Annotated in this window: 20 protein-coding genes; 15 read left to right on the top strand and 5 right to left on the bottom strand. The window is 28.8% G+C overall.

Annotated features, from left to right (window positions below):
* Positions 1–72: 72 nt before the first annotated feature.
* Positions 73–273 carry a hypothetical protein gene (locus tag DIC82_15845; protein ID AWK52377.1) on the bottom strand — a complete coding sequence of 67 codons (201 nt, stop codon included), beginning with the start codon at positions 271–273 and terminating at the stop codon, positions 73–75.
* Positions 274–639: 366 nt separating this feature from the next.
* On the opposite strand from DIC82_15845, the gene DIC82_15840 reads away from it, so the two are divergent.
* The 6 genes from DIC82_15840 to DIC82_15815 all read left to right on the top strand — a co-directional run bounded on the left by DIC82_15840 (position 640) and on the right by DIC82_15815 (position 5767).
* Positions 640–1941, top strand: a complete 1302-nt coding sequence (locus DIC82_15840) for a uracil permease (GenBank protein AWK52376.1) — start codon at positions 640–642, stop codon at positions 1939–1941.
* 188 nt (positions 1942–2129) lie between these two features.
* Entirely contained in the window at positions 2130–2390 is a 261-nt protein-coding gene (locus DIC82_15835; GenBank protein ID AWK52375.1) for a hypothetical protein, read from the top strand.
* 357 nt (positions 2391–2747) lie between these two features.
* Positions 2748–3356 (top strand): TQXA domain-containing protein, encoded by a 609-nt coding sequence (locus tag DIC82_15830; protein AWK52374.1) that lies wholly within the window; start codon positions 2748–2750, stop codon positions 3354–3356.
* A 282-nt stretch (positions 3357–3638) separates the two neighbouring features.
* Positions 3639–4040, top strand: coding sequence for a hypothetical protein (locus DIC82_15825; GenBank protein ID AWK52373.1), 402 nt, complete (start codon positions 3639–3641; stop codon positions 4038–4040).
* Between the two features lie 43 nt (positions 4041–4083).
* The gene (locus DIC82_15820; GenBank protein ID AWK52372.1) at positions 4084–5094 is read left to right on the top strand and encodes a hypothetical protein; all 1011 of its coding nucleotides are present in this window, start codon (positions 4084–4086) and stop codon (positions 5092–5094) included.
* A gap of 43 nt (positions 5095–5137) precedes the next feature.
* Complete coding sequence (locus tag DIC82_15815; protein AWK52371.1) at positions 5138–5767, top strand: histidine phosphatase family protein; 630 nt, start codon at positions 5138–5140, stop codon at positions 5765–5767.
* 107 nt (positions 5768–5874) lie between these two features.
* On the opposite strand, the gene DIC82_15810 is transcribed toward DIC82_15815, so the two are convergent.
* The gene (locus tag DIC82_15810; protein ID AWK52370.1) at positions 5875–6192 is read right to left on the bottom strand and encodes a hypothetical protein; all 318 of its coding nucleotides are present in this window, start codon (positions 6190–6192) and stop codon (positions 5875–5877) included.
* Positions 6193–7090: 898 nt separating this feature from the next.
* Between DIC82_15810 and rsgA the strand changes: the two genes are divergently transcribed.
* From rsgA to DIC82_15790, 4 genes are all read left to right on the top strand, one after another.
* Complete coding sequence (gene rsgA / locus DIC82_15805; protein AWK52369.1) at positions 7091–8161, top strand: ribosome small subunit-dependent GTPase A; 1071 nt, start codon at positions 7091–7093, stop codon at positions 8159–8161.
* A gap of 1 nt (position 8162) precedes the next feature.
* Positions 8163–9077, top strand: coding sequence for a GNAT family N-acetyltransferase (locus tag DIC82_15800; protein ID AWK52368.1), 915 nt, complete (start codon positions 8163–8165; stop codon positions 9075–9077).
* Positions 9078–9476: 399 nt separating this feature from the next.
* Positions 9477–11156, top strand: coding sequence for a 2-oxoacid:acceptor oxidoreductase subunit alpha (locus DIC82_15795; GenBank protein AWK52367.1), 1680 nt, complete (start codon positions 9477–9479; stop codon positions 11154–11156).
* Positions 11157–11158: 2 nt separating this feature from the next.
* Positions 11159–12010 carry a 2-oxoacid ferredoxin oxidoreductase gene (locus tag DIC82_15790; GenBank protein AWK52366.1) on the top strand — a complete coding sequence of 284 codons (852 nt, stop codon included), beginning with the start codon at positions 11159–11161 and terminating at the stop codon, positions 12008–12010.
* A gap of 174 nt (positions 12011–12184) precedes the next feature.
* Here DIC82_15790 and DIC82_15785 read toward each other — a convergent pair whose 3' ends face one another.
* Positions 12185–12400: a hypothetical protein gene (locus DIC82_15785; GenBank protein AWK53111.1), complete on the bottom strand. Its 216-nt coding sequence runs from the start codon at positions 12398–12400 to the stop codon at positions 12185–12187.
* 83 nt (positions 12401–12483) lie between these two features.
* Here DIC82_15785 and DIC82_15780 point away from each other — a divergent pair, with 83 nt between their 5' ends.
* The 5 genes from DIC82_15780 to DIC82_15760 all read left to right on the top strand — a co-directional run bounded on the left by DIC82_15780 (position 12484) and on the right by DIC82_15760 (position 20529).
* Complete coding sequence (locus DIC82_15780; GenBank protein AWK52365.1) at positions 12484–14385, top strand: sigma-54-dependent Fis family transcriptional regulator; 1902 nt, start codon at positions 12484–12486, stop codon at positions 14383–14385.
* A gap of 217 nt (positions 14386–14602) precedes the next feature.
* Entirely contained in the window at positions 14603–15769 is a 1167-nt protein-coding gene (locus DIC82_15775) for a butanol dehydrogenase (GenBank protein AWK52364.1), read from the top strand.
* A gap of 114 nt (positions 15770–15883) precedes the next feature.
* Positions 15884–16246, top strand: coding sequence for a hypothetical protein (locus DIC82_15770; GenBank protein ID AWK52363.1), 363 nt, complete (start codon positions 15884–15886; stop codon positions 16244–16246).
* 405 nt (positions 16247–16651) lie between these two features.
* Positions 16652–18328, top strand: a complete 1677-nt coding sequence (locus DIC82_15765) for a ribonuclease J (protein ID AWK52362.1) — start codon at positions 16652–16654, stop codon at positions 18326–18328.
* Positions 18329–18753: 425 nt separating this feature from the next.
* On the top strand, positions 18754–20529 hold the full coding sequence (locus DIC82_15760) for a peptidase M24 (protein ID AWK52361.1): 1776 nt from the start codon (positions 18754–18756) through the stop codon (positions 20527–20529).
* 171 nt (positions 20530–20700) lie between these two features.
* On the opposite strand, the gene DIC82_15755 is transcribed toward DIC82_15760, so the two are convergent.
* Both DIC82_15755 and spoVAE read right to left on the bottom strand, forming a co-directional pair.
* Positions 20701–20904 carry a hypothetical protein gene (locus DIC82_15755; GenBank protein AWK52360.1) on the bottom strand — a complete coding sequence of 68 codons (204 nt, stop codon included), beginning with the start codon at positions 20902–20904 and terminating at the stop codon, positions 20701–20703.
* Between the two features lie 84 nt (positions 20905–20988).
* A complete protein-coding gene (spoVAE, locus tag DIC82_15750; GenBank protein ID AWK52359.1) occupies positions 20989–21342 on the bottom strand; it encodes a stage V sporulation protein AE in 354 nt (117 codons plus the stop codon).
* Between the last annotated feature and the right edge of the window lie 17 nt (positions 21343–21359).

Genomic DNA, 21359 nt, shown 5'->3' with positions numbered 1-21359 from the left:
ACACAAAAGTTCAATTTTAACAGTGAGTATCTATAATCCGTCTGAGTCATGACAAATAATCATAAGAATATTTTATTTGACAAACTTATTAGTATTATCATAGAAATAAAATAACAATAATTCTTTTTGATATAAAACAATATGCTTGTCCAAATTTTGAGATAAGGCAACGATATATTTATTTCTAGTTGAAAAAATAATTAACAAAATATTGAGCAAAACTTTTCTAACTAATATTTTAAGTTTAATGTCAAGTAGTCCTAAATAAGTCATAATAACACCTTCCTCTACTAAATTATATTTTAATTTATAAATAAATTATGTAACATCATTTGTAAACGTTTTTATAAATTCAATTAATTCTGATTAATTGCATTATATTGCAAATTAAATAATAGATTACGGTATATATTTTAATGTTTATATAGAAGTATTATAATTTAATAAAAAAGATACTGAGTTTCAATGTAAAGGTAAAATTCTACATTTTAAAGTACTAATTACTTTAAAATTTACAATACAAATAAAGATTTAAATTCTATATTTTATACAAAATTATTGACAAACTCTATGCTTTTGTGATATTTTATGAACTATGTACTTTTAATTTAGTTCAGCGAAACTAAGAAGGGGGATAATATGATGAATAATAAATTATTAGACAATGAACATGATTTTATAGGGGTAACAGATAAAGTTCCTTTAAAGATGGCAATTCCATTAAGTATCCAACATTTATTTGCAATGTTTGGATCATCAGTTTTAGTACCAATCCTTTTAAATGTTGATCCAACAACAGTTTTATTTTTTAATGGGATAGGTACTTTATTATACGCATTCCTTACTAAAAGAAGGATTCCAGCTTATTTGGGATCAAGTTTTGCTTTTATATCACCAGTATTATTATTATATAGTCAAGGATATGATTTTCAAACTGTACAAGGTGGCTTTGTAGCTACAGGAATACTCTTTTCAATAATAGCAATTATTGTAGGACGCACAGGTATGGGATGGATTAATAAATTATTTCCACCAGCAGCAATGGGATCAATAGTAACAATAATAGGTTTAGAATTAGCAGCTACTGCAGCAGATATGGCAGGATTCCCAGTTGGAGGAAGCAATTCTCCAGTGATAAATACAACTTGGGTAATTGTATCAATGGTAACATTAGTTGCAGTAATTTTATGTAATGTATTGTTAAAAGGATTTCTAAAGGTTATACCTATATTAATAGGAATCGTAGTAGGATATATTACAGCATTATTTATGGGAATAGTAGATTTTAGTACAATAAATAATGCAAGTTTCTTTGTATTACCAAATATAAAATTAGCTCATTTTGATATGAATGCAATATTAACAATATTACCAGCAACATTTGTAGTAGTTGCAGAACATGTAGGACATTTAAAGGTTACTAGTAGTATTGTAGGCAATGATTTGACAGAAGATCCAGGTCTTCATAGATCTTTACTTGGAGACGGATTATCAACTATTATTTCAGGAATGTTTGGCTCAGTTCCTACAACAACTTATGGTGAGAACATAGGAGTTATGGCATTAACTAAGGTATATAGTGTATATGTAATCTGTGGAGCAGGACTAATATCAATAATTCTAGGATTTTCAGGAAAGATGTCAGCAGTTATTAGTACAATTCCTACACCAGTTATAGGAGGAGTTAGTTTTCTATTATTTGGTACAATAGCAACCTCAGGACTTAGAACTCTTATTGAAGAAAAAGTTGATTTTTCTAAATCTAGAAATTTAATACTTGCTTCAGTAATATTTGTAGTAGGCTTAAGTGGAATTAAATTAACACTTGGAACTATTGAGTTGAAGGGTATGGGATTAGCTACAATCGTAGCTATGATATTAAGTATAACTTTTATAATATTTGATAAACTTGGTATAATGAATGAAAAAGAAGAAAACTAAAGTACAATATAATATTTGCAATAGTTAAAATAACAATGAGGCATTACACAGTCAATTTTTATAAATAAGATTGATTGTGTGGTGTCTTAATTTTTTTGTAACAATATATTAAGAAAAGGTTAACATTATTGACAAACAACTGACAAAAACTAATGATAATATAAATATATAGAAAGGGTGTCGTTAAAATGGTAAGAGGGTATGAAGGATTACAAATCAGGAAACAAGTTACAACAAAAGATAAACAAATATTAATTACAGCATTAGATGGAATAAATGGATGGAGTTTTAATCCTATAGTAGTAGTTACCAATGGCATAGAAGATTATTATTTTATATGTAAAGTAAAAACAATAATAGAAAATCTGCAAATGAAAATGGCAAAAATATATATTAAAATTCAAGAAAATAAAAAGCCTAGATTACTAAGCATAGAAGAGATAATATAAAAAGGATATTATAAATGGATTAACACTAGATATTATGTTATAATTATTTTTAATATTCGTATAGGAAATTAATTAAAATATAGTTATACATAATACAAAGATATAATAAGTTTTAAAATATCTTGAAATAAGAGTGATGCAGAGAAATCTTTATAGTTCTTATTTCTTTATCAATATATACAATTTAGTTACTATATAAAACATTATAATTGGTTATACATATTAATTAAAAGGATAAGCATTCCATACTCTTGTTTACAAGAGTATGGAATGTTTTATTTTTTTAATTAATTTATGAATATATAAGATGATTAAAACAAAAACTATATTTAAATATAAATGTTAGGAGTGAATACCATGAAATTTAGAAGATTTATGAAAGCAGTAAGTTATTTTATTATTTTTACATTACTTATAGGCATTAATGTCAGTGCTAGCATGCCAGAAACTGTAAAGATAATTACAGAAAAGGGAATCCTATATACAGTTCAATATGATAACTTTGATCTTAATGTAGAAAAAATAAAAATAGAAGGAAGTAATGACATTGTATATTGCTTAGAGATAAATAAAAAATATCCATCAGGGCAAAGCTTTTTATTAAATGGAAGTACAAGTGAAGAAATTAATAATATTATGGCAGCTGGATATCCAAATAGATCTGTGGCTGAATTAAATTTGGATAATGAAAATGAAGCATATTTTGCCACTCAAATAGCCATATGGAGTTCTGTTGAAGGATATGATGTTAATAAGATAAAGGGTAATAATGATAAAATATTAAAAGCTATAAGAAATATATATAATGATGGGATAAGTGGGAAATACAAAAATAAAATACAAAGTAAAATGTACAAAACAAGTGATGAGTCGGTGCAAGAAGTCATAGTTATATCCTATGATGACTTAATGTCAGAAGAAAAAGCAGAGTCAGAGCAAGTGGAATATGCGCCTCAAGAAGGATAATAAAATATTTTATTATTATATATAAGTTTGGAAATATAGTTTAATTTTACATTGAAATTTTTATGTACAGGAAACACACAGAAAGATTTATAATAATAATTGCCAAATATTTTCATATTTTAAAGGTAGTAGACAAGAAATTTTGTTTGCTACCTTTATTTTAATGGAATAGATGTATAAGTTAAGTGATATGCAATTGGCCTTTATTGACATCAATAGTTTAAAATGATAACCTTTTGTTATATTATTGATGACGCATTCTGCTAAGGTGGTGAAAAAAAGGTGTTATTAAAGGAGTATAGCAAAGAACAAATTAAAAGTTTAATTGAAATTATTAGAGATTGTGTACGAGAAAATAGATATACAATATCTTTAGAGGATAACAAACTAGAAAATATTCAATTTATTGAGGAATATAATATAAATGAAAGGAAACGGGTAAATATTTTAGTTGATTTAGATTATAAAGATTTTTGTTATGGACTTCAAAATCTGAAGGATGGAGTTGAGCAAAACAATCTTTATGTGTTTTGCGTACAAAGGGAATTATATAATATTGAAGATAAGAAGGAATTAGTAGATATTTATTTTAAATTTAATATAATATGCAATGAAGCAGAAGAATATAACACATTAGTTTCATTACATAAAAGAAATAAGCCGATTACATATGTTTTCAAATAGAGATAATTAAGTCATTAACTCCAATATGAAGGAGGGGGAATTCATGAGACAATTAGTATTTTGTGAATATTGCATGAATGAAAATGAGTATAAAGTACATAAAGAAAATAAAACATCAACATTAAAAGATGAAGAAATAAGTTATATGGTTAAAGAAGCTATTTGCAATAATTGCGGGAATGAGGTTTTTGTTTCAGATATATGTGATTACAATCTAAAGAATTTATATGAAGAATATAGAAAAAATCATAATATAATAAAGGCTATAGAATTACAACGTATTATAATTAAATATTCTATTAATGACAAAGCTCTATCATTATTATTAGGTTGGAAAAGAGAAACAGTGAGCAGATATTTAGAAGGAGATATGATTAGAAATTCTCATTCAGATATTCTAAAAAAGATATCTCAAAATCCTAATTATTACTCAATTATATTACAAACTAATAAAGAAAGAATAGAGCCTATAGATTATAATAAAAGTAGGCAAGCTGTTAAAAGTATTTTAAGCAAAAGCAATACAGAAGAAAAAATTGATGCAGTAATAAAATATCTTTTAATTAGATGTGAAGATTTTACACCTTCTACGCTTCAAAAGCTATTATATTATGTACAAGCTTTTTATTATATGTTTACAGATAATTTTATTTTTAAAGAAGATTGTGAAGCTTCTATGAAAGGACCTGTTTATATAACCGTATATGAAAGGTATACAAAGTTTGGATATGAAGAAATTAACAAAGATATATTAGCTAATGATAAATTAAATTTAGAAGATGTAGAAAGAAATATAGTCGAAAGTGTAATTAAATTTTATAGTTGTTATAGTGGGAAAATATTAGAACAAATGATTCGAAATGAGGCACCGTGGATGCTAACTCGAACTAACATTATTAATGAAAATAATATTAAAAATGAGAATCCTAATAAAATAATAGAAAAAAATTTAATTGCAGAATATTTCAAAGGAATAAAAGAAAAATATAATATGATAAATTTATTAGATATACAAAAATATAGTACAGATTTATTTAATAAAATATCTATGTAATCTAAGAATGTGGTATCTATAATATAAGAGAAAGAGGGTACATATGAAAACGACAGTACTATTAATTAGGCATGGAGAAACAGAATGGAACACTTTGGGTAAATTTCAAGGGTGCACAGATATAGCTTTATCAGATGAAGGAATTAAACAAGCAAAATTGTTAAAAAATAGGCTTAAGGGAGATTTTGACTATATATATGCAAGTCCGCTTAGTAGAGCTTTTGATACAGCTAATATATTAGCATCTGGCATTGATAAAGAGGTTATTATAGCACCTGAAATTAGAGAGATTAACTTTGGAGAATGGGAAGGTTTAACTATACATGAGATAGCTGAAAAGTACCCTGAAGTTTTTAAAGCTTGGAGAAGTGATAAAACAGAAAGTTATATTTGTGGAGGAGACTCAAGTATTCATAATGCAGCAGATAGAGCTAGAAAATGTATTTTAAATATAGTTTCTAATCATAAAGGGAAAAAAATAGTGATTGTTGCCCATGGAGGAATTATAAAAGCGGGGCTTATAGGAATATTTGGATGGGATATGACAATGTATCACAAAATGGCACTTGGAAATACATGTATTAATACATTAACCTTCAATGAGAATTTGAAGCCAGCATTAGTTGGGTTAAATGATACTGATCACTTGAATTATGAAACAAAAACTGTATAAAAATAAAACAATATTTAAACTTAATAATTGCAATAATATGTACCATGGGGGATAGATGTTTTAATCTTGTTTATCCTAGATGGTACATTTTTAAATATAAAAAATAACTATTCAAAAAAATTGATGGATATTTCACCACGACCAGAAACCACTATAAAATCTCCTTCCTTAATATAGCCTAAGGTTATAACTTCATTTACAGTATCAAACCTTTTATAGAATTTTTCGTTACTATTAGAATCAATTATTATTAAACTTGTAACATTACTTGGGCTTAGAAGCTTAGCAGTAGCATTCAAATCTTTAAATTCAGAAACATCATAGATACCTTGTTTGTAATTGTTAGACACTGGAATAGCTTTAGGCATTTCGGTAAATAAAATCATGGATATTAAAAAAACTGTTAAAAGCTTCATAATCTTCATTGAATACACCTCGTTTCATTATATTTTGTTTAGCTTTGATAAAAAATATACACCTTTATTAATAGCCATAGAACAATTTTAAAATAATGAGGCAAAGTAATTTTGATTTTTGTTCTGTTAAAATTGTATCAATTCAATGAAGATGGAGAAAAGGCGTTCTTAGAGAAAATAAAAATAGAAAAAGTAGATGAAAATTTTGCTAATGCAAGAGTTGCAAGAAATATATTAGAAGCTGCAATAAGAAAACAACGATTTGAGAATATATAAGAAAAAGGATAACTTATTTAAGTGATAAGTCATCCTGAATACTGTTAATTTATTAATTGACAAAAATTTCTTTAGATAATATAATTTATTTACAAAAGGATTTATTGTATATATACGATATGTTCCTACGAAAGGGGAAATGTTTTATGATAGCTTGTGTAAAGGTGATTGCTGTTTAAAACTAAATATAGGCGAAAATGTAATTTCAGGGGTGCTTATTACCCTTTGTTTGTGTTACGTTTCCGCAGTTATAAGTAACCTTTCATAATATACTGACTATTAAAGATACGTAATGACACAGCAGGTATTCCTGTTTTTTTATTCCCGTAGATAGCAGCCGTTTTGAGGTTGATATCTGCGGGATTTTTCTGCCCATTTTTAGAGAACGGTGATTACTTATTGAAGGAGAGATGTAAAATGAAAAGTTTAGAATTTAAATCAAAAAGATATTTAATTAAGGCACATTCAAAAAATAAGAAACCAGTATGTTTATTTATTTTATGTACTGGATCGGAGGTTCTAATAACAGCCTTGCTATGAGCAAAGCACACCTCTTGTCCTAATAAAAATATATAGCACATTTTTATGTTTGGTCTATTATTTTATTCAAGTGCCTAATATGGAGGATTGAATGAATAATAATATAGAAAAATACGGATATAATGATTTTTTTAAAACTAAAGCAAATATGCTTAATATGTCTTCTGAAGATTTAATACCTGGAAGAGTTATTGAGGTTCAGAAGGAACAATATAAGATTGTAACAGAATATGGAGAAAATGCCGGAAAGTTAAAAGGTGCATTATTTTATAATAATAAAATCCATAATGTATATCCTACAGTAGGTGATTTTGTTCTTGTTAAGAATAATCCTTTAGGAGATGACATTATATATCACGTACTTGATAGAAAAAGCAAATTCTCGAGACTTGATTCATTTAATAAAGTGGAACAAATTGTTGCTGCTAATTTTGATTATGTATTTATAATGATTTCACTAAATAATGACTTCAATTTAAAGAGAATAGAGAGATATTTAACTGCTACATGGCAGAGTGGAGCTTTACCAGTGATTATAATGACTAAGCTAGATTTATGTGATGATTATAGCTTACAGAAGGAGCAAATTGAAAAAATTGCGCCTTTAGTACCAATAATAGCTATAAGTTCAGTTACTGGAGAAGGATTAGAGGAATTATGGAGTTATATAGAACCCTGTAAAACTGTTGTATTTTTGGGCTCCTCTGGTATTGGTAAATCTTCACTAGTCAATGCACTTTCAGGTGAAGAAATAATGAAAGTAAATACTATCCGCGAAGATGATAGCAAAGGTCGTCATACGACAACTCATAGACAGCTTATTATTCTTAAAAACCATGCAATGATTATTGATACACCGGGTATGCGTGAATTAGAGATGTGGGATGTATCAGATGGATTAGATATAGTCTTTGATGAGATTGAAGCGTTAGCTAAAAGGTGCAAATTTGGAGATTGTAGACACGAAAAGGAGCCAGGCTGCGCAGTAAAAGCTGCACTAGAAAGTGGCGAGATTCCAAGGGAAAGATGGGATAATTATATAAAACTAAAAAAGGAATCGAAGTTTGCTGAACGTAAAGAGAATGCAAGCCTTCGTTTGCAGGAAAAAGCTCGGTGGAAAGGCATTTCAAAATTGCAAAAGAAATCAAAAAGGAGATTTTAAGATGTCAGAAAAAATATTAAATGAGGTTATTTGTTTAAAACAATATATAAACGTAAAGGATTATGAAGAAATAAGTGAACTTGAGAAGATTTGTAGTTTAGAAGATAAAGTAAATCTAAAATTAGAATTATATTATAAGCTAAATATAGTTAGAAAGTATAGAACAGGCTTAAAAAATATCAATGAATTTCTCTATTATGTAGATGACATTTTGGTATCATATATTGGTATTTCAAGCTTTGGAAACAATATGGGAGAGGTGAACGGTCTTACTCATCCAGCTTGGAGACGAAAGGGTATTTTCAAAAGACTCTTTGACCTTGCAATGGAAGAGTGCGGCAAGAGAAACTTTAAGAAAATATTATTATTAACAGATAATAATTCAAATTCAGGAATTGAATTTGTAAAATCTATTAATGGAATTTATGAATTTTCAGAGTTTAGAATGAAACAAATTAATAATGGATTTGAGGATATGATAAATTCTATAAATTTAAGGAAAGCCAAAAATCAAGATTCAAAGGAAATACAGAGACAAAATGCAATGTTTTTTAATGATAAAGAACCGATTGATGTAGAATATGAAGAGTATTTTCCAGAGGATGAAGAAATATTGAATGAAATCACATATATGATTGAACTCAATGGTGAGATTATAGGGAAGATTAAAGTGGATTATAGTGAGACTTCAGCTTTTATATGCGGTTTTGGAATAATACCTATATTTAGAGGCAAAGGTTATGGAAAAGCATCTCTAATGGAAACTATAAGTTTAATAACTAAAAAAGGTATTCATGAGATAGAATTGGATGTGGAAGGTAAAAATAGTACTGCACTTAATCTATATAAGGCATGTGGTTTCAAGGAAAAATCAACAATGAATTATTATAAGTATAGGGTTCGTTTTGTAGAGTAATAAAAACTATATTAATATTTGATTTCTCAATGTTTATTGGAGAATTGTTGCAGTATATTTTGATTTAAAAGATAAAATTGGATTAGTATTTAATGTTTACAGTGGTAATAAATAAAAAATGAGATTTGAATTTATAAAATAAATTTTAAATATAGGAGAAAAGATTTAGCTACGTGCTAGGTCTTTTTTCTTATATTTATATAACGTACTTTATATTTCGTAATTGGAGTTATTATAGGGATGAAAATTACATATCTTACTAAAGAGTATTCGATATTTTGGTATAACCTAATAATTTTCCTATCGATTGCCAATGAAAATTCATAGTGATATACTTGTTAAATAGTAATAAAATGTGAATATTCTGACATATTATTTTTGAAGAAGGGGTGAAGGTTAATGATTTATAATATTTTAATTGGAGGCGCCGCAGGGTTAGGGATGGAGACTATTTCTTCTATATTGGAAAAAGTTTTAAAGAGAAAGGGATTTGAAATCTTTACAATACAGGATTATATGTCGAGAGTAAGAGGCGGACATAATTTCTTTCAGATACGTTTTGGAAATGAGAAAATAAATTCTCATTGGGATGAACTTGATGGGATAATAGCATTAGATAAAGAAACAATACAAATACACATTGGCAAGTTGAAGGAGGATGGATTCATTATTTCTGATGAAGAAATTCAATTTGAAGATAAACGATTTATTGGACTTGCTCTCAAATTTATAGCAAAAAACATTGGGAATCCTAAAGTATATGGAAATGTGGCATTAGGCTCTTTTATAAAGCTCTTTAACCTTAATTTAAGTGGTGTTAAAGAATTATTAGCAGAAAAATTTAAAGATGAAATTGCCAAGCAAAATCTCAATGCATTTGAAGAGGGATTTAAACTCGTTCCACAAAAATACGATATTCAAGCAAAAAGTGAAGATAATAGTATTTTGATAGGGGGAAATGATGCGATTGCTCTTGGTGCAATTGCGGCAGGATGCAAGTTCTTTTCAGCGTATCCTATGACACCATCTACAAGTATAATGAATTATCTTGCATCAAAAATGCATGAAGCAGAGATTGTTGTTGAGCAGGCAGAGGATGAAATAGCTGCAATCAATATGGCTATTGGAGCTTCTTATGCAGGAGTTAGGGCTATGACAGGAACATCGGGAGGCGGATTTGCACTAATGGTTGAAGCAGTGGGGCTATCTGGTATGCTTGAGGTACCTCTCGTAATAGCGGAAATACAGAGGCCGGGCCCTACCACTGGATTACCAACAAGAACAGAGCAAGGTGACCTGAAATTTGTTATTGCTTCATCACCAGGAGAAATTCCGAAGATGGTAATAGCGCTAAGAGAACCAGAAGATGCGTTTTATCAAACAATTAGGGCATTTAATCTTGCAGATAAATACCAAATACCTGTTATTTTACTTGGTGATCAGTTTTTAGCTGACAGTATAAGAACTGTAAAACCTTTTAATTTTGATAATATTAAAATTGAAAGACATTTAAATGATGATGAATATTATAACGCTAAAGATTATAAGCGTTATAAAATAACAGATACGGGTGTTTCTCCTCGTATAATCCCAGGTAAAATACCTGGATTAACAGTACTAGTAGATAGTGATGAACATGATGAATATGGTCATATTACAGAATCAGCGGATGTAAGGATTGAGATGAATGATAAGAGACTTAGAAAAATGGAATATTTGAAAGAAGAACTTCAAGAACCAGTGTTTGTGGGTGAAGAAAACGCAGATGTTTTGCTTATAGCATGGGGATCACTATATAGCCCTGTCAAAGAAGCTGTAAATCTTCTTAATGCCCACGCTGGAAATAATAAATATTGTGCATTGGTATTTGGGGATGTTTATCCTTTACCTGATAAACAACTCAAAAAATATGCAAAAAATGTAAAGAATATAATAAATATAGAACAAAATGCTACAGGTCAGTTAGCAGGTCTTATTAGAGAAAATACAAGTATTGAATGTAGTAGTAGTATTTTAAAGTATGATGGTAGACCTATTTCCTCTCAAGAAATATATAATAAGCTAAATGGAGGCGAGTAATAATGAATGACGAGATATTTTGCACATCAGAAACGGCTTGGTGTCCAGGTTGTGGGGATCACAATATTCTTGATGCGCTTAAGCAATCACTTATAACTCTTGGGAAAAATCCTCATGAAGTTCTTATTGTTGGGGGAATAGGGCAAGCGGCCAAAACAGCACAATATATAAATACCAATGGTTTTTGTGGACTTCATGGAAGAGCATTGCCGCCAGCAGCTGCAGCAAAAATTGTAAACAAGAGACTAACTGTCATAGTTAATAGTGGTGAGGGGGATACTTATGGTGAAGGAGGTAATCACTTCATTCATAATATTAGGCGTAATGTAGATGTAACACATTTTGTTCATGATAATCAAATATATGGACTAACAAAGGGACAGGCATCTCCTACAACTGATATAGGACATGTAACTGATGTTCAGCCAAATGGATCAAATAATATACCTATGAATCCTATGGTTATGGCAATAACACTTGGTGCTGGTTTTGTTGCAAGGGCATTTAGTGGAGATAAAGAACAACTTAAGGAAATTATGATTGAAGCGATTAATTACAAAGGTTATGCTCTTGTTGATATTTTGCAACCATGTGTTTCTTTCAATAAAATTAATACATTTCAATGGTATAAAAAGAGGGTTTACAAGCTTGAAGAAGGTTATGACGTTAAGAATAAATTAAAAGCAATTGAAAGAGCTATGGAATGGGGCGATAAAATTCCTTTGGGCATTTTATATAAAGAAGAGAAACTTGATTTTCATGATAAAGTTAGTTTCTTAAAATATGGAAAACCACTCATAGATGGTGAAATTAAATTAAATAGAATTAATGAATTCATAAAGGATTTTGTATAAAAATTGAAAAATTAAAGGAACAAAAAGTTGCAGAATATAATTAAGAAATAGACTAAGTTAAATTTCAATAAAATTATTAAGTAAACAAGGAAAGCAACTATGTGATTATTTATGTTAAAATTACAAAACTATGAATTTTAGGATTAAGCGTCTTAAAATTCATAGTTTTTACTGTTATTGTTCATTTGCACTCTTCTCTATATAATATTCCCCCCTTTTTTTCATAAAGTCAAGAACTGGAATAAAAGTTTTTCCGAGCTCTATTAAACTATATTCAACCTTTAGAGGAACAACATTATAAGATTTTCTTGATATCAGGTTATCAGTAGAAATACAATGTACAAACCAGTATAATATTATTAAGGAAGCTATTTTTGTATATGCAAGAATTTTTTGTTAATTAAAAGATAAAAATTATTTCTGTTTGCAGATAGTTAATATTTTTATCAATAAAAGAAAGATGGAGATTTATTATGGATAACAAAAGAGTATTAATTGAAAATTCCCATAAGAGAAGTGAAAATTATGGTGTTGAAAAAAAATCAAATTATTCAAAGAAGATTCTTTGTGGCGGAGAATTAGAAAAAATACTTATTAACAATAAAGACCTAATAGAAGTATCGAAAACATATATTGATATGATTTATTCTGCTGTAATGGATAATGAATTTATTATAATATTAACAGATAACAATGGTTGTATTTTATATATTAAGGGAGCAGATGAAAATGCTAGCAAGCTAGACTTTATTAAACTTGAGGTTGGAGCTTATATGGACGAGCAAAACATAGGGACTAATGCTATGGGGACTGCTATTAAGGAAGATGAATGTGTCCAAATAACTGCGAATGAGCATTATATTGAGGGGCTTCAAGGACTAACTTGTTCAGCTGCACCTATTCACAATACTAACGGAGAGATTATAGGAACTTTAAACTTTACTGGTAGAAGTTATATGAAACATCCTCATACACTGGGACTCGTAGTTTTTGGAGTGAAAGCAATTGAGAATGAACTAGATAATAAAAAGATAAATAATATCTTAACTCAAACTTATAATTACATGGAAAGTGTTATAGAAAATTTAGATAAAGGAATAATGATTGTAGATAAAGAAGGGAAAATAACTAATATTAATAAATTTGGTGCAAAAATATTTAATAGAGATAAAGAAGCTTTATTAAAGGAAAAAATACATTATATTTTACCAGATTTAGAGAATATATTGGAAAAATTAGATATAGATAAAAGCACTATTATTAAAGAAGTGAAACTTAAACATACAAGTAAATACAAAACTAAATTGGTCTTTAAGGGAATTATACACAAAGAAAAGATAATTGGAATGGTTGTAACCATGAACAACGAAAAGGAAGAAAAAGATGTAAAAGATACAACTGGAGCTTTTTTGACTTTTAATGATATTATAGGAGAAAGTGCTGCTATTGTTAATGTAATAACCAATAGTAAAATTATTTCAAATAGTCCTTCTACTGTTTTGATTCAAGGGGAAAGTGGCACAGGAAAGGAAATTCTAGCACAAGCTATGCATAATTATAGTCTGAGAAGAGGAAATAAATTTGTGGCGATAAATTGTGGAGCAATACCAGCTAACATAATAGAAAGTGAATTTTTTGGTTATGAGGATGGTACTTTTACTGGTGGAAAAAAAGGAGGAAAGCCAGGAAAATTTGAAATTGCAAATGGTGGGACTTTATTTTTAGATGAAATAGGAGAAATGCCTATAGATATGCAAGTTAATCTATTAAGAGTGCTTCAGGATGGTAGAGTAATAAGATTGGGTGGGAGCACTGAAATACATATAGATGTTCGGGTAATTGCAGCAACAAACAAAAATTTAAAGAACGAAGTTAAAAAAGGAACTTTTAGAGAAGATTTGTATTATAGATTATGTGTTATTCCAATAACATTGCCACCTTTAAGAGAAAGAAAAGGTGATGTGGAAAAGCTTATAGAATATTTTTTGAGAATAAAATCTTTTAAGCTAAATAAGCAAATGCCAGAAATTAAAGAAGATTTATACAATAGTTTATTATCATATAATTGGCCTGGGAATATAAGGCAGTTGGAAAATTATATAGAAAACATAGTTAATTTAGACGGAAATCTATCATTTGATTTATGGGAAGATGGTGATGAGAAAATGAATGAAGTAATCCATAAGAAAATGATAGAGACAGGCTATTGTGAAATTAATAAAGATAATTTTGATTTAGAAGGATTGGAAAGCAAAACAATTAAAGAGGCCATGTATTCATATAATCATAATATTACTAAAGTAGCAAAGGCTTTAGGGATAAGCAGAAATACATTATATTTAAAAATAAAAAAATATAAAATAGAAATGTCCTAAAATTATACAGTGTCCTAAAATAATACAAATTTAATTTAAAAAAAGTGTATTATTTTAGGACATAAGTTTTATATTCAAAAGTCTATATATGGGAAATGACTTAAATACAGAGATTGATAAAATAATAACGATTTGGCATGAATATTGCTTTATATATTTATGTAGTTTTAATAATAATTAAATAAATAATCAGATGAATTTTAGGAGGAATTAAGTTATGGCACGTTTTACTTTACCAAGAGACTTATATCATGGAGAAGGAGCCTTAGAAGAACTTAAAAATTTAAAGGGTAAGAAAGCATTTGTAGTAGTTGGTGGTGGATCAATGAAAAAATTTGGTTTTCTTAAGCAAGTTGAAGATTATTTAAAAGAAGCAGGAATGGAAGTAGAATTATTTGAAGGAGTAGAACCAGACCCATCAGTAGAAACAGTAATGAAGGGCGCTGAAGCTATGAGAAATTTCGAACCTGATTGGATAGTTGCAATGGGGGGAGGATCACCAATAGATGCAGCAAAGGCTATGTGGATATTCTATGAATACCCAGATTTTACTTTTGAACAAGCAGTTATTCCTTTCGGCTTACCAGAACTTAGACAAAAGGCTAAATTTGTAGCTATTCCATCAACAAGTGGTACTGCTACAGAAGTTACAGCTTTTTCAGTAATAACAGATTATAAAGCAAAAATAAAATATCCTTTAGCTGACTTTAACATAACTCCAGATATAGCAATTGTTGATCCAGCATTAGCTCAAACTATGCCAGCTAAATTAGTAGCTCATACAGGAATGGATGCATTGACTCATGCTATAGAAGCTTACACTGCATCACTTAGATCTAACTTTACAGATCCATTAGCTATTAAAGCAATAGAGATGGTTAAAGCTAATTTATTTAAATCATATGAAGGGGATAAGGAAGCTAGAAATTTAATGCATGAAGCTCAATGTCTAGCTGGAATGGCGTTCTCAAATGCATTACTAGGAATAGTTCACTCAATGGCTCATAAAGTAGGTGCTGTATTCCACATACCTCATGGTTGTGCTAATGCAATATTCTTACCATATGTAATTCAATATAACAGAATAAAATGTGAAGACAGATATGCTGATATAGCTAGATCATTAAAATTAGAGGGAGATACAGATGCAGAATTAACTGATTCATTAATTAAAATTATTGATGGAATGAATGATGAATTAAGTATTCCTCATTCAATGAAGGAATATGGAATTGAAGAAGCTGAATTTAAATCTTATCTTACATTTATTGCTCATAATGCAGTATTAGATGCATGTACAGGATCAAATCCTAGAGAAATAGATGACGCTACAATGGAAAAGTTGTTTGAATGCACATATTATGGAACTAAGGTTACATTCTAATATGGTTTAATATAATTAAAATGCTCATAATTTCAATATTAAATATAAATGAAAGCTCTCAATTTAGAGAGCTTTTGTTATTATGAAAACAATTAGGAATAAGATAGATTTAGAATGAAACTAACGTTTATATTAGTTTGTATAAAAAGTGATAAAAGGAAAAATGATTGGGATTTTAATACTAATCAAGGAATCACCAATTCAGGAAATACTAATAATACAGGAAGCACAATTGATTTGACGAATACAAAAAGATTAGAAGCTGATTTAGAGCCACTAACTATAGATAACACTTTAGTAGAAGTAGCAAGATATAAGAGTGACCATATGATTCAATATAATTACTTTGATCATGTAACTCCACAAGAAACTAAATATACAGATTGGTTACAAGCATTAGGGTGGAAATATACTATAGATGGAGAAAATATGGCATATAATTTAATAAAAATTCAAAGTCAAAAGATATTATTTTAAATTCCAAGTAAAAAATTTCACTTTATGTATGAAATTTATGAAAAAAAGGTTATAATAATATAATAGTGATAGTATGTGGTAAAGAAAGATGAATGAATACAGGTGATTTTTAGTATTATAACTGTGTATTTATTCAAGTTTTTTTATAATAATATAAAAAGATGTATAAAAAGATGTTAAAGCGTAGATACACTAATTTTATTTTTAATCTTTGCAAAATTGATTTATATTAATATAATGCTTGGACAAAATAAATTTTAAAAAAGTGTAAACTTTCATGAGCATAATGCTGCAAACGGAATATAACAACTTAGGTACATTAAAAATAAGATTATGAAATAATGAAAAATTTAGTAGTAACTAAGTTCTATTTTTTATACGATTAGTTACAAGTTAGGAGTTAAAATGGCAAGTAAGAATAAAAACAAAAGCAAAGTTAAGATAATACCTCTAGGAGGATTAGGGGAGGTAGGTAAGAATATAACTGCCTTTGAATATGAAGATGAGATAGTAATTATAGATTGTGGATTAGCATTTCCAGATGAAGAACTTTATGGAATTGATTTAGTAATTCCTGATGTAACATATTTATTGAAAAATAAGGATAAGGTAAAAGGGTTTTTTATAACTCATGGACATGAAGATCATATAGGAGCGCTTCCATATGTTTTAAAACAAATTAATGCACCTATATATGCTACAAAATTAACTATGGGTTTAATTGAAAGTAAATTAACAGAACATAATATACTTAGTGATTGTACATTAAATATAGTTAAAGCAGGGGACTTAGTGGAAGCAGGTAGTTTCACTATGGAATTTATTAGAACAAACCACAGTATAGCAGATAGTTGCTCTATTGCTTTACATACACCTGTAGGAATAATTGTGCATACTGGTGATTTTAAAGTGGACTTTACACCAATTGATGGGGAAGTTATTGATTTGCAAAGATATGCACAGTTAGGTAAAAAAGGAGTAGTACTTTTAATGGCTGAGAGTACTAATGCTCTTCAACAAGGTTATACAATGTCAGAAAAGACTGTAGGTGAAACGTTAGAAGGTCTTTTCACTAAGGCAACTGGAAGGGTAATAGTGGCTACATTTGCATCTAATATTCATAGAGTTCAACAAATTGCAAACGCTTCTGTGAAAAATGGCAGAAAGATTGCGTTTAGTGGAAGAAGTATGGAAAAAATAAGTGAAGTTGCTAGAACACTTGGATATTTGTTTATACCAGATGAAATGATAATAGATTTAAATGATATTAAGAAATATTCAAATGAGAGAATTACAATAATAACAACTGGAAGCCAAGGGGAACCAATGGCAGCACTTACAAGAATATCATCAGGAACTCATAGGAGTATCCAAATAGAAAAGGGTGATACGATTATTATTTCGGCAACACCAATACCTGGAAATCAAAAGGCTGTATCTAATGTTATAAATGATTTAACAGAAAAAGGTGCTAATGTAATATATAACGCAATAAAAGATATACATGTTTCAGGCCATGCTTGTGAACAAGAACTTAGATTAATTCATGCTTTATTAAAACCCAAATTCTTTATGCCTATACATGGTGAGTATAAACACTTAATAGGCCATGCTAAAATAGCAGAAAATATGGGCATGGATAAATCAGATATATTTATATTAGAAACAGGAGAAATATTAGAATTAGCTAGGACTAAAGCACAAATGATTGGTAAGGTGCCATCAGGAAGAATTCTTATAGATGGAATCGGTGTAGGAGACGTAGGAAATGTTGTGCTACGAGATAGAAAAAATTTAGCAGAAGATGGTATTATAACAGTAGTTATAGCTATAGATAGAGTAAATAAAATAATAATATCTGGACCAGATATTATTACAAGAGGATTTGTATATGTTAGAGATTCTGAACAACTAATTAGAGATATTAGGGGAATAGTTACTAAAAGTGTGGAGAGATGTTTAAACAATAATGTAACTCAGTGGTCAGAAATAAGAAATACTATAAGAAGAGAAATAGATAGTTTTGTATATACAAAAATGAAAAGAAAACCTATGATTTTACCAGTGATTACTGAAATATAAGACATACTGACTTGTTATTTATTTGAATATGCGTTATGTTAACTAGAATAGACTATATAAAGTGTTATATATTTTAGTACTTTATATAGTCTATATTTTTATGTTTAAAAAAATTCTGGATTAAATAACAAAGAACGAATACAAAATGTAACATAGTTTAATACAAAACAGTGATGTCAGAAATATAATGATAAAAATTTGTTTAAAGATATGTTTTTTTATTGTAATATTCAATTCTAATGAAATTAGTTCATGATATTATGTAAGATATATATATAAATGTTGTATAATATTTAAGGATGTAAAAACAGGAGTCAAATTATAAAGATAGGAATGGGAACCAAAACTGGAACAATTACTATTATAATAGTTGTATGAACGTGAAGATAAAAAATACATTCTTAAAGAAAGTGAAGGTATAAAATATGAAAATTAAAGATAAGGTTGAAGCTCTAAGAAAATTGATGAAGGAAAACAAAATGGATGCTTACATAATTCCTAGTTTTGATGCTCATCAAAGTGAGTATGTAGCAGATTACTGGAAAAGTAGACACTGGATATCAGGTTTTACAGGGTCAGCTGGAACTGCTGTTATTACATTAGAAGATGCTGGGTTATGGACTGATGGGAGATACTATATTCAAGCTGAAAAGCAACTTGAAGGATCTGGAATTAGACTATTTAAAGCGGCAGAGCCAGGTGTACCATCTTATATTGTATGGTTAAGAAATGTTCTTAAAGAAGGAAGCAACGTTGGGTTTGATGGAAATGTTTTTTCAGTAGATATGGTTAAAGACATGGAGAAAGAATTTAAAACAAAGAAAATAGAATTAAAAATAAAAAAAGATTTAATTAATGAATTGTGGCAAGACAGACCAGAGATGCCTAAGGGTTCAGTTTTTCTACATGACGTAAAATATGCAGGAAAGTCTAGAACACAAAAAATTAGTGAAGTAAGAGCAGAAATGAAGAATAAGAGCGCAAATCATTATTTATTAACTTCACTAGATGATATTGCATGGCTTTTAAACATAAGAGGAAATGATGTGCCAAATAATCCAGTAGTAATAGCTAATGTAATAGTAGCACAAGATAAATGTTATTTATTCCTTGATTCTTCAAAGGTTACTAAGGATGTTAAATTAGAACTAGAAGCTGAGGGTGTTAAAATCAAAGATTATAATGATATAGAAGAGTTCTTACAAGGGCTTAAAAGTAAAGATGTAGTTCTATTTGATACTAATAAAACAAATATATGCTTATATAATGCCATTAATATTGATACAACCAAAATAGAATCTCCTAATATTACTACTAACTTAAAAGCTATTAAAAATGAAATTGAGTTAGAAAATTTAAAATGCTGTGAGATACAAGATGGAGTAGCTATGGTGAAATTTATAAAATGGTTAAAAACATCTGTAGATAAAGAAGAAATTACAGAAATTTCAGCAGCAGATAAATTGGAAGGATTTAGAAGGGGAATAGAGCTATTTGCAGGTCTTAGCTTTGATACTATAGCAGGTTATAAAGACCATGCTGCCATGATGCATTATAAAGCAAATGAAGAAACTCAATATACTCTGAAAAATGAAGGATTTTTCTTAGTTGACTCGGGTGGACAATATTTTAATGGTACAACAGATACTACAAGAACAATAGTACTTGGAAAACTTACTGAAGAAGAAAAAAGAGATTATACCTTAGTGCTAAAAGCTAATATTGGATTAAGTAGTGCTAAATTCTTAGAGGGATGCACAGGTGGGAATTTAGATGTATTAGCAAGACAACCTATTTGGCAATATGGCTTGGATTATAAATGTGGAACAGGTCATGGAGTAGGATTCTTCTTAAATGTTCATGAAGGCCCTCAAAATTTAAGAACAAGTAATAATATAAAAATAGAAAAAGGTATGGTTATTACTAATGAACCAGGAATATATAAAGAAGGAAAATTCGGTATAAGAACTGAAAATATGATGATTGTACTTGAAGATGAAAAAACCGAGTTTGGAAATTTTTTTAAATTTGAAGCAATTACATATTGTCCTATTGACTTAGATGGAATCAATAAAGATATGCTAACAGATGTGGAAAAGCAATGGTTAAACGCGTATCATAAAGATGTATACACAAAACTTACTCCTTATTTAGATGAAGAAGAGAGAATTTGGTTAGAGAAAGAGACTAGGGCAATATAACAAACATTTTATAAAATAATTTAACATTTTCAAGCATTTATGCAACGCAAAAACTCACGATATACTTTTAATATTATATCGTGAGTTTTCTTTAAGCTAAAGTGTTTAAATAATATAATAATTTCTTTACAAATTCATTATATAATTCTTTCTTCTAGTGTAAATGTGTAATTAAGACTTATATTGAGGTTCTTGTTCCACAATATAATCTTGTCTTCCCTTTAAAATTTCTAATGAAGAATCAAGTTGAGTAGCTATTTGTTGAAAATCATTTTTTGCTTGTTGATCTTCAGTTTCTAGAGAAAAAGTTTTCATTGTAGCAGCAGCACTTTGTAATCCAGCAATTGCTTTTTGCATTTGAGTTCCTACAGTCATTGTTATCACCTCCCTTCAAAGATATTTACGTCAAATAAATAGCAACTTAATTTCAAGTCTATTTTAAATCTATTTTTCATATGCTTAACCTTTAGGTTTAAATATTAGTGCTGCAATAAATCCAAAGATTATTGCAGAGGAAACCCCCGAACTTACTGTCTTTAAGACACCGGTAAAAATGCCTATAAAACCTGTTTCTTCAGCATCAGCTAGTGCAGCTGTTACAAGTGTATTTCCAAAGCTACTTATAGGTACAAATGCACCTGCACCTGCAAACTTTACCAAAGGATCATATAAACCAAATCCTCCTAAAATCGCACCAATTACAACTAGGGTGCAAGTAGTATGAGCAGGGGTAATCTTTAATATATCCATTATAAGCTGCCCAATAACACAAATTAATCCACCTATTATAAACGCAAAAATAATTTTTTCCATAATTTAAATCACACCTT

The sequence above is a fragment of the Clostridium beijerinckii genome, assembly GCA_003129525.1.
GTDB classification, from domain to species: Bacteria; Bacillota; Clostridia; order Clostridiales; family Clostridiaceae; genus Clostridium; species Clostridium beijerinckii_D.
The sequence above is the reverse complement of the archived record's forward strand: the minus strand, read 5'-3'. Positions and strand labels throughout refer to the sequence as shown.

What these genes read in the sequence shown, in the direction of transcription:
- DIC82_15845 (AWK52377.1), bottom strand. Translation starts at nt 273, where the DNA reads ATGACTTATTTAGGACTACTTGACATTAAACTTAAAATATTAGTTAGA.
- DIC82_15840 (AWK52376.1), top strand. Translation starts at nt 640, where the DNA reads ATGATGAATAATAAATTATTAGACAATGAACATGATTTTATAGGGGTA.
- DIC82_15835 (AWK52375.1), top strand. Translation starts at nt 2,130, where the DNA reads ATGGTAAGAGGGTATGAAGGATTACAAATCAGGAAACAAGTTACAACA.
- DIC82_15830 (AWK52374.1), top strand. Translation starts at nt 2,748, where the DNA reads ATGAAATTTAGAAGATTTATGAAAGCAGTAAGTTATTTTATTATTTTT.
- DIC82_15820 (AWK52372.1), top strand. Translation starts at nt 4,084, where the DNA reads ATGAGACAATTAGTATTTTGTGAATATTGCATGAATGAAAATGAGTAT.
- DIC82_15815 (AWK52371.1), top strand. Translation starts at nt 5,138, where the DNA reads ATGAAAACGACAGTACTATTAATTAGGCATGGAGAAACAGAATGGAAC.
- DIC82_15810 (AWK52370.1), bottom strand. Translation starts at nt 6,192, where the DNA reads ATGAAGATTATGAAGCTTTTAACAGTTTTTTTAATATCCATGATTTTA.
- rsgA (AWK52369.1), top strand. Translation starts at nt 7,091, where the DNA reads ATGAATAATAATATAGAAAAATACGGATATAATGATTTTTTTAAAACT.
- DIC82_15800 (AWK52368.1), top strand. Translation starts at nt 8,163, where the DNA reads ATGTCAGAAAAAATATTAAATGAGGTTATTTGTTTAAAACAATATATA.
- DIC82_15795 (AWK52367.1), top strand. Translation starts at nt 9,477, where the DNA reads ATGATTTATAATATTTTAATTGGAGGCGCCGCAGGGTTAGGGATGGAG.
- DIC82_15790 (AWK52366.1), top strand. Translation starts at nt 11,159, where the DNA reads ATGAATGACGAGATATTTTGCACATCAGAAACGGCTTGGTGTCCAGGT.
- DIC82_15780 (AWK52365.1), top strand. Translation starts at nt 12,484, where the DNA reads ATGGATAACAAAAGAGTATTAATTGAAAATTCCCATAAGAGAAGTGAA.
- DIC82_15775 (AWK52364.1), top strand. Translation starts at nt 14,603, where the DNA reads ATGGCACGTTTTACTTTACCAAGAGACTTATATCATGGAGAAGGAGCC.
- DIC82_15770 (AWK52363.1), top strand. Translation starts at nt 15,884, where the DNA reads ATGAAACTAACGTTTATATTAGTTTGTATAAAAAGTGATAAAAGGAAA.
- DIC82_15765 (AWK52362.1), top strand. Translation starts at nt 16,652, where the DNA reads ATGGCAAGTAAGAATAAAAACAAAAGCAAAGTTAAGATAATACCTCTA.
- DIC82_15760 (AWK52361.1), top strand. Translation starts at nt 18,754, where the DNA reads ATGAAAATTAAAGATAAGGTTGAAGCTCTAAGAAAATTGATGAAGGAA.
- DIC82_15755 (AWK52360.1), bottom strand. Translation starts at nt 20,904, where the DNA reads ATGACTGTAGGAACTCAAATGCAAAAAGCAATTGCTGGATTACAAAGT.
- spoVAE (AWK52359.1), bottom strand. Translation starts at nt 21,342, where the DNA reads ATGGAAAAAATTATTTTTGCGTTTATAATAGGTGGATTAATTTGTGTT.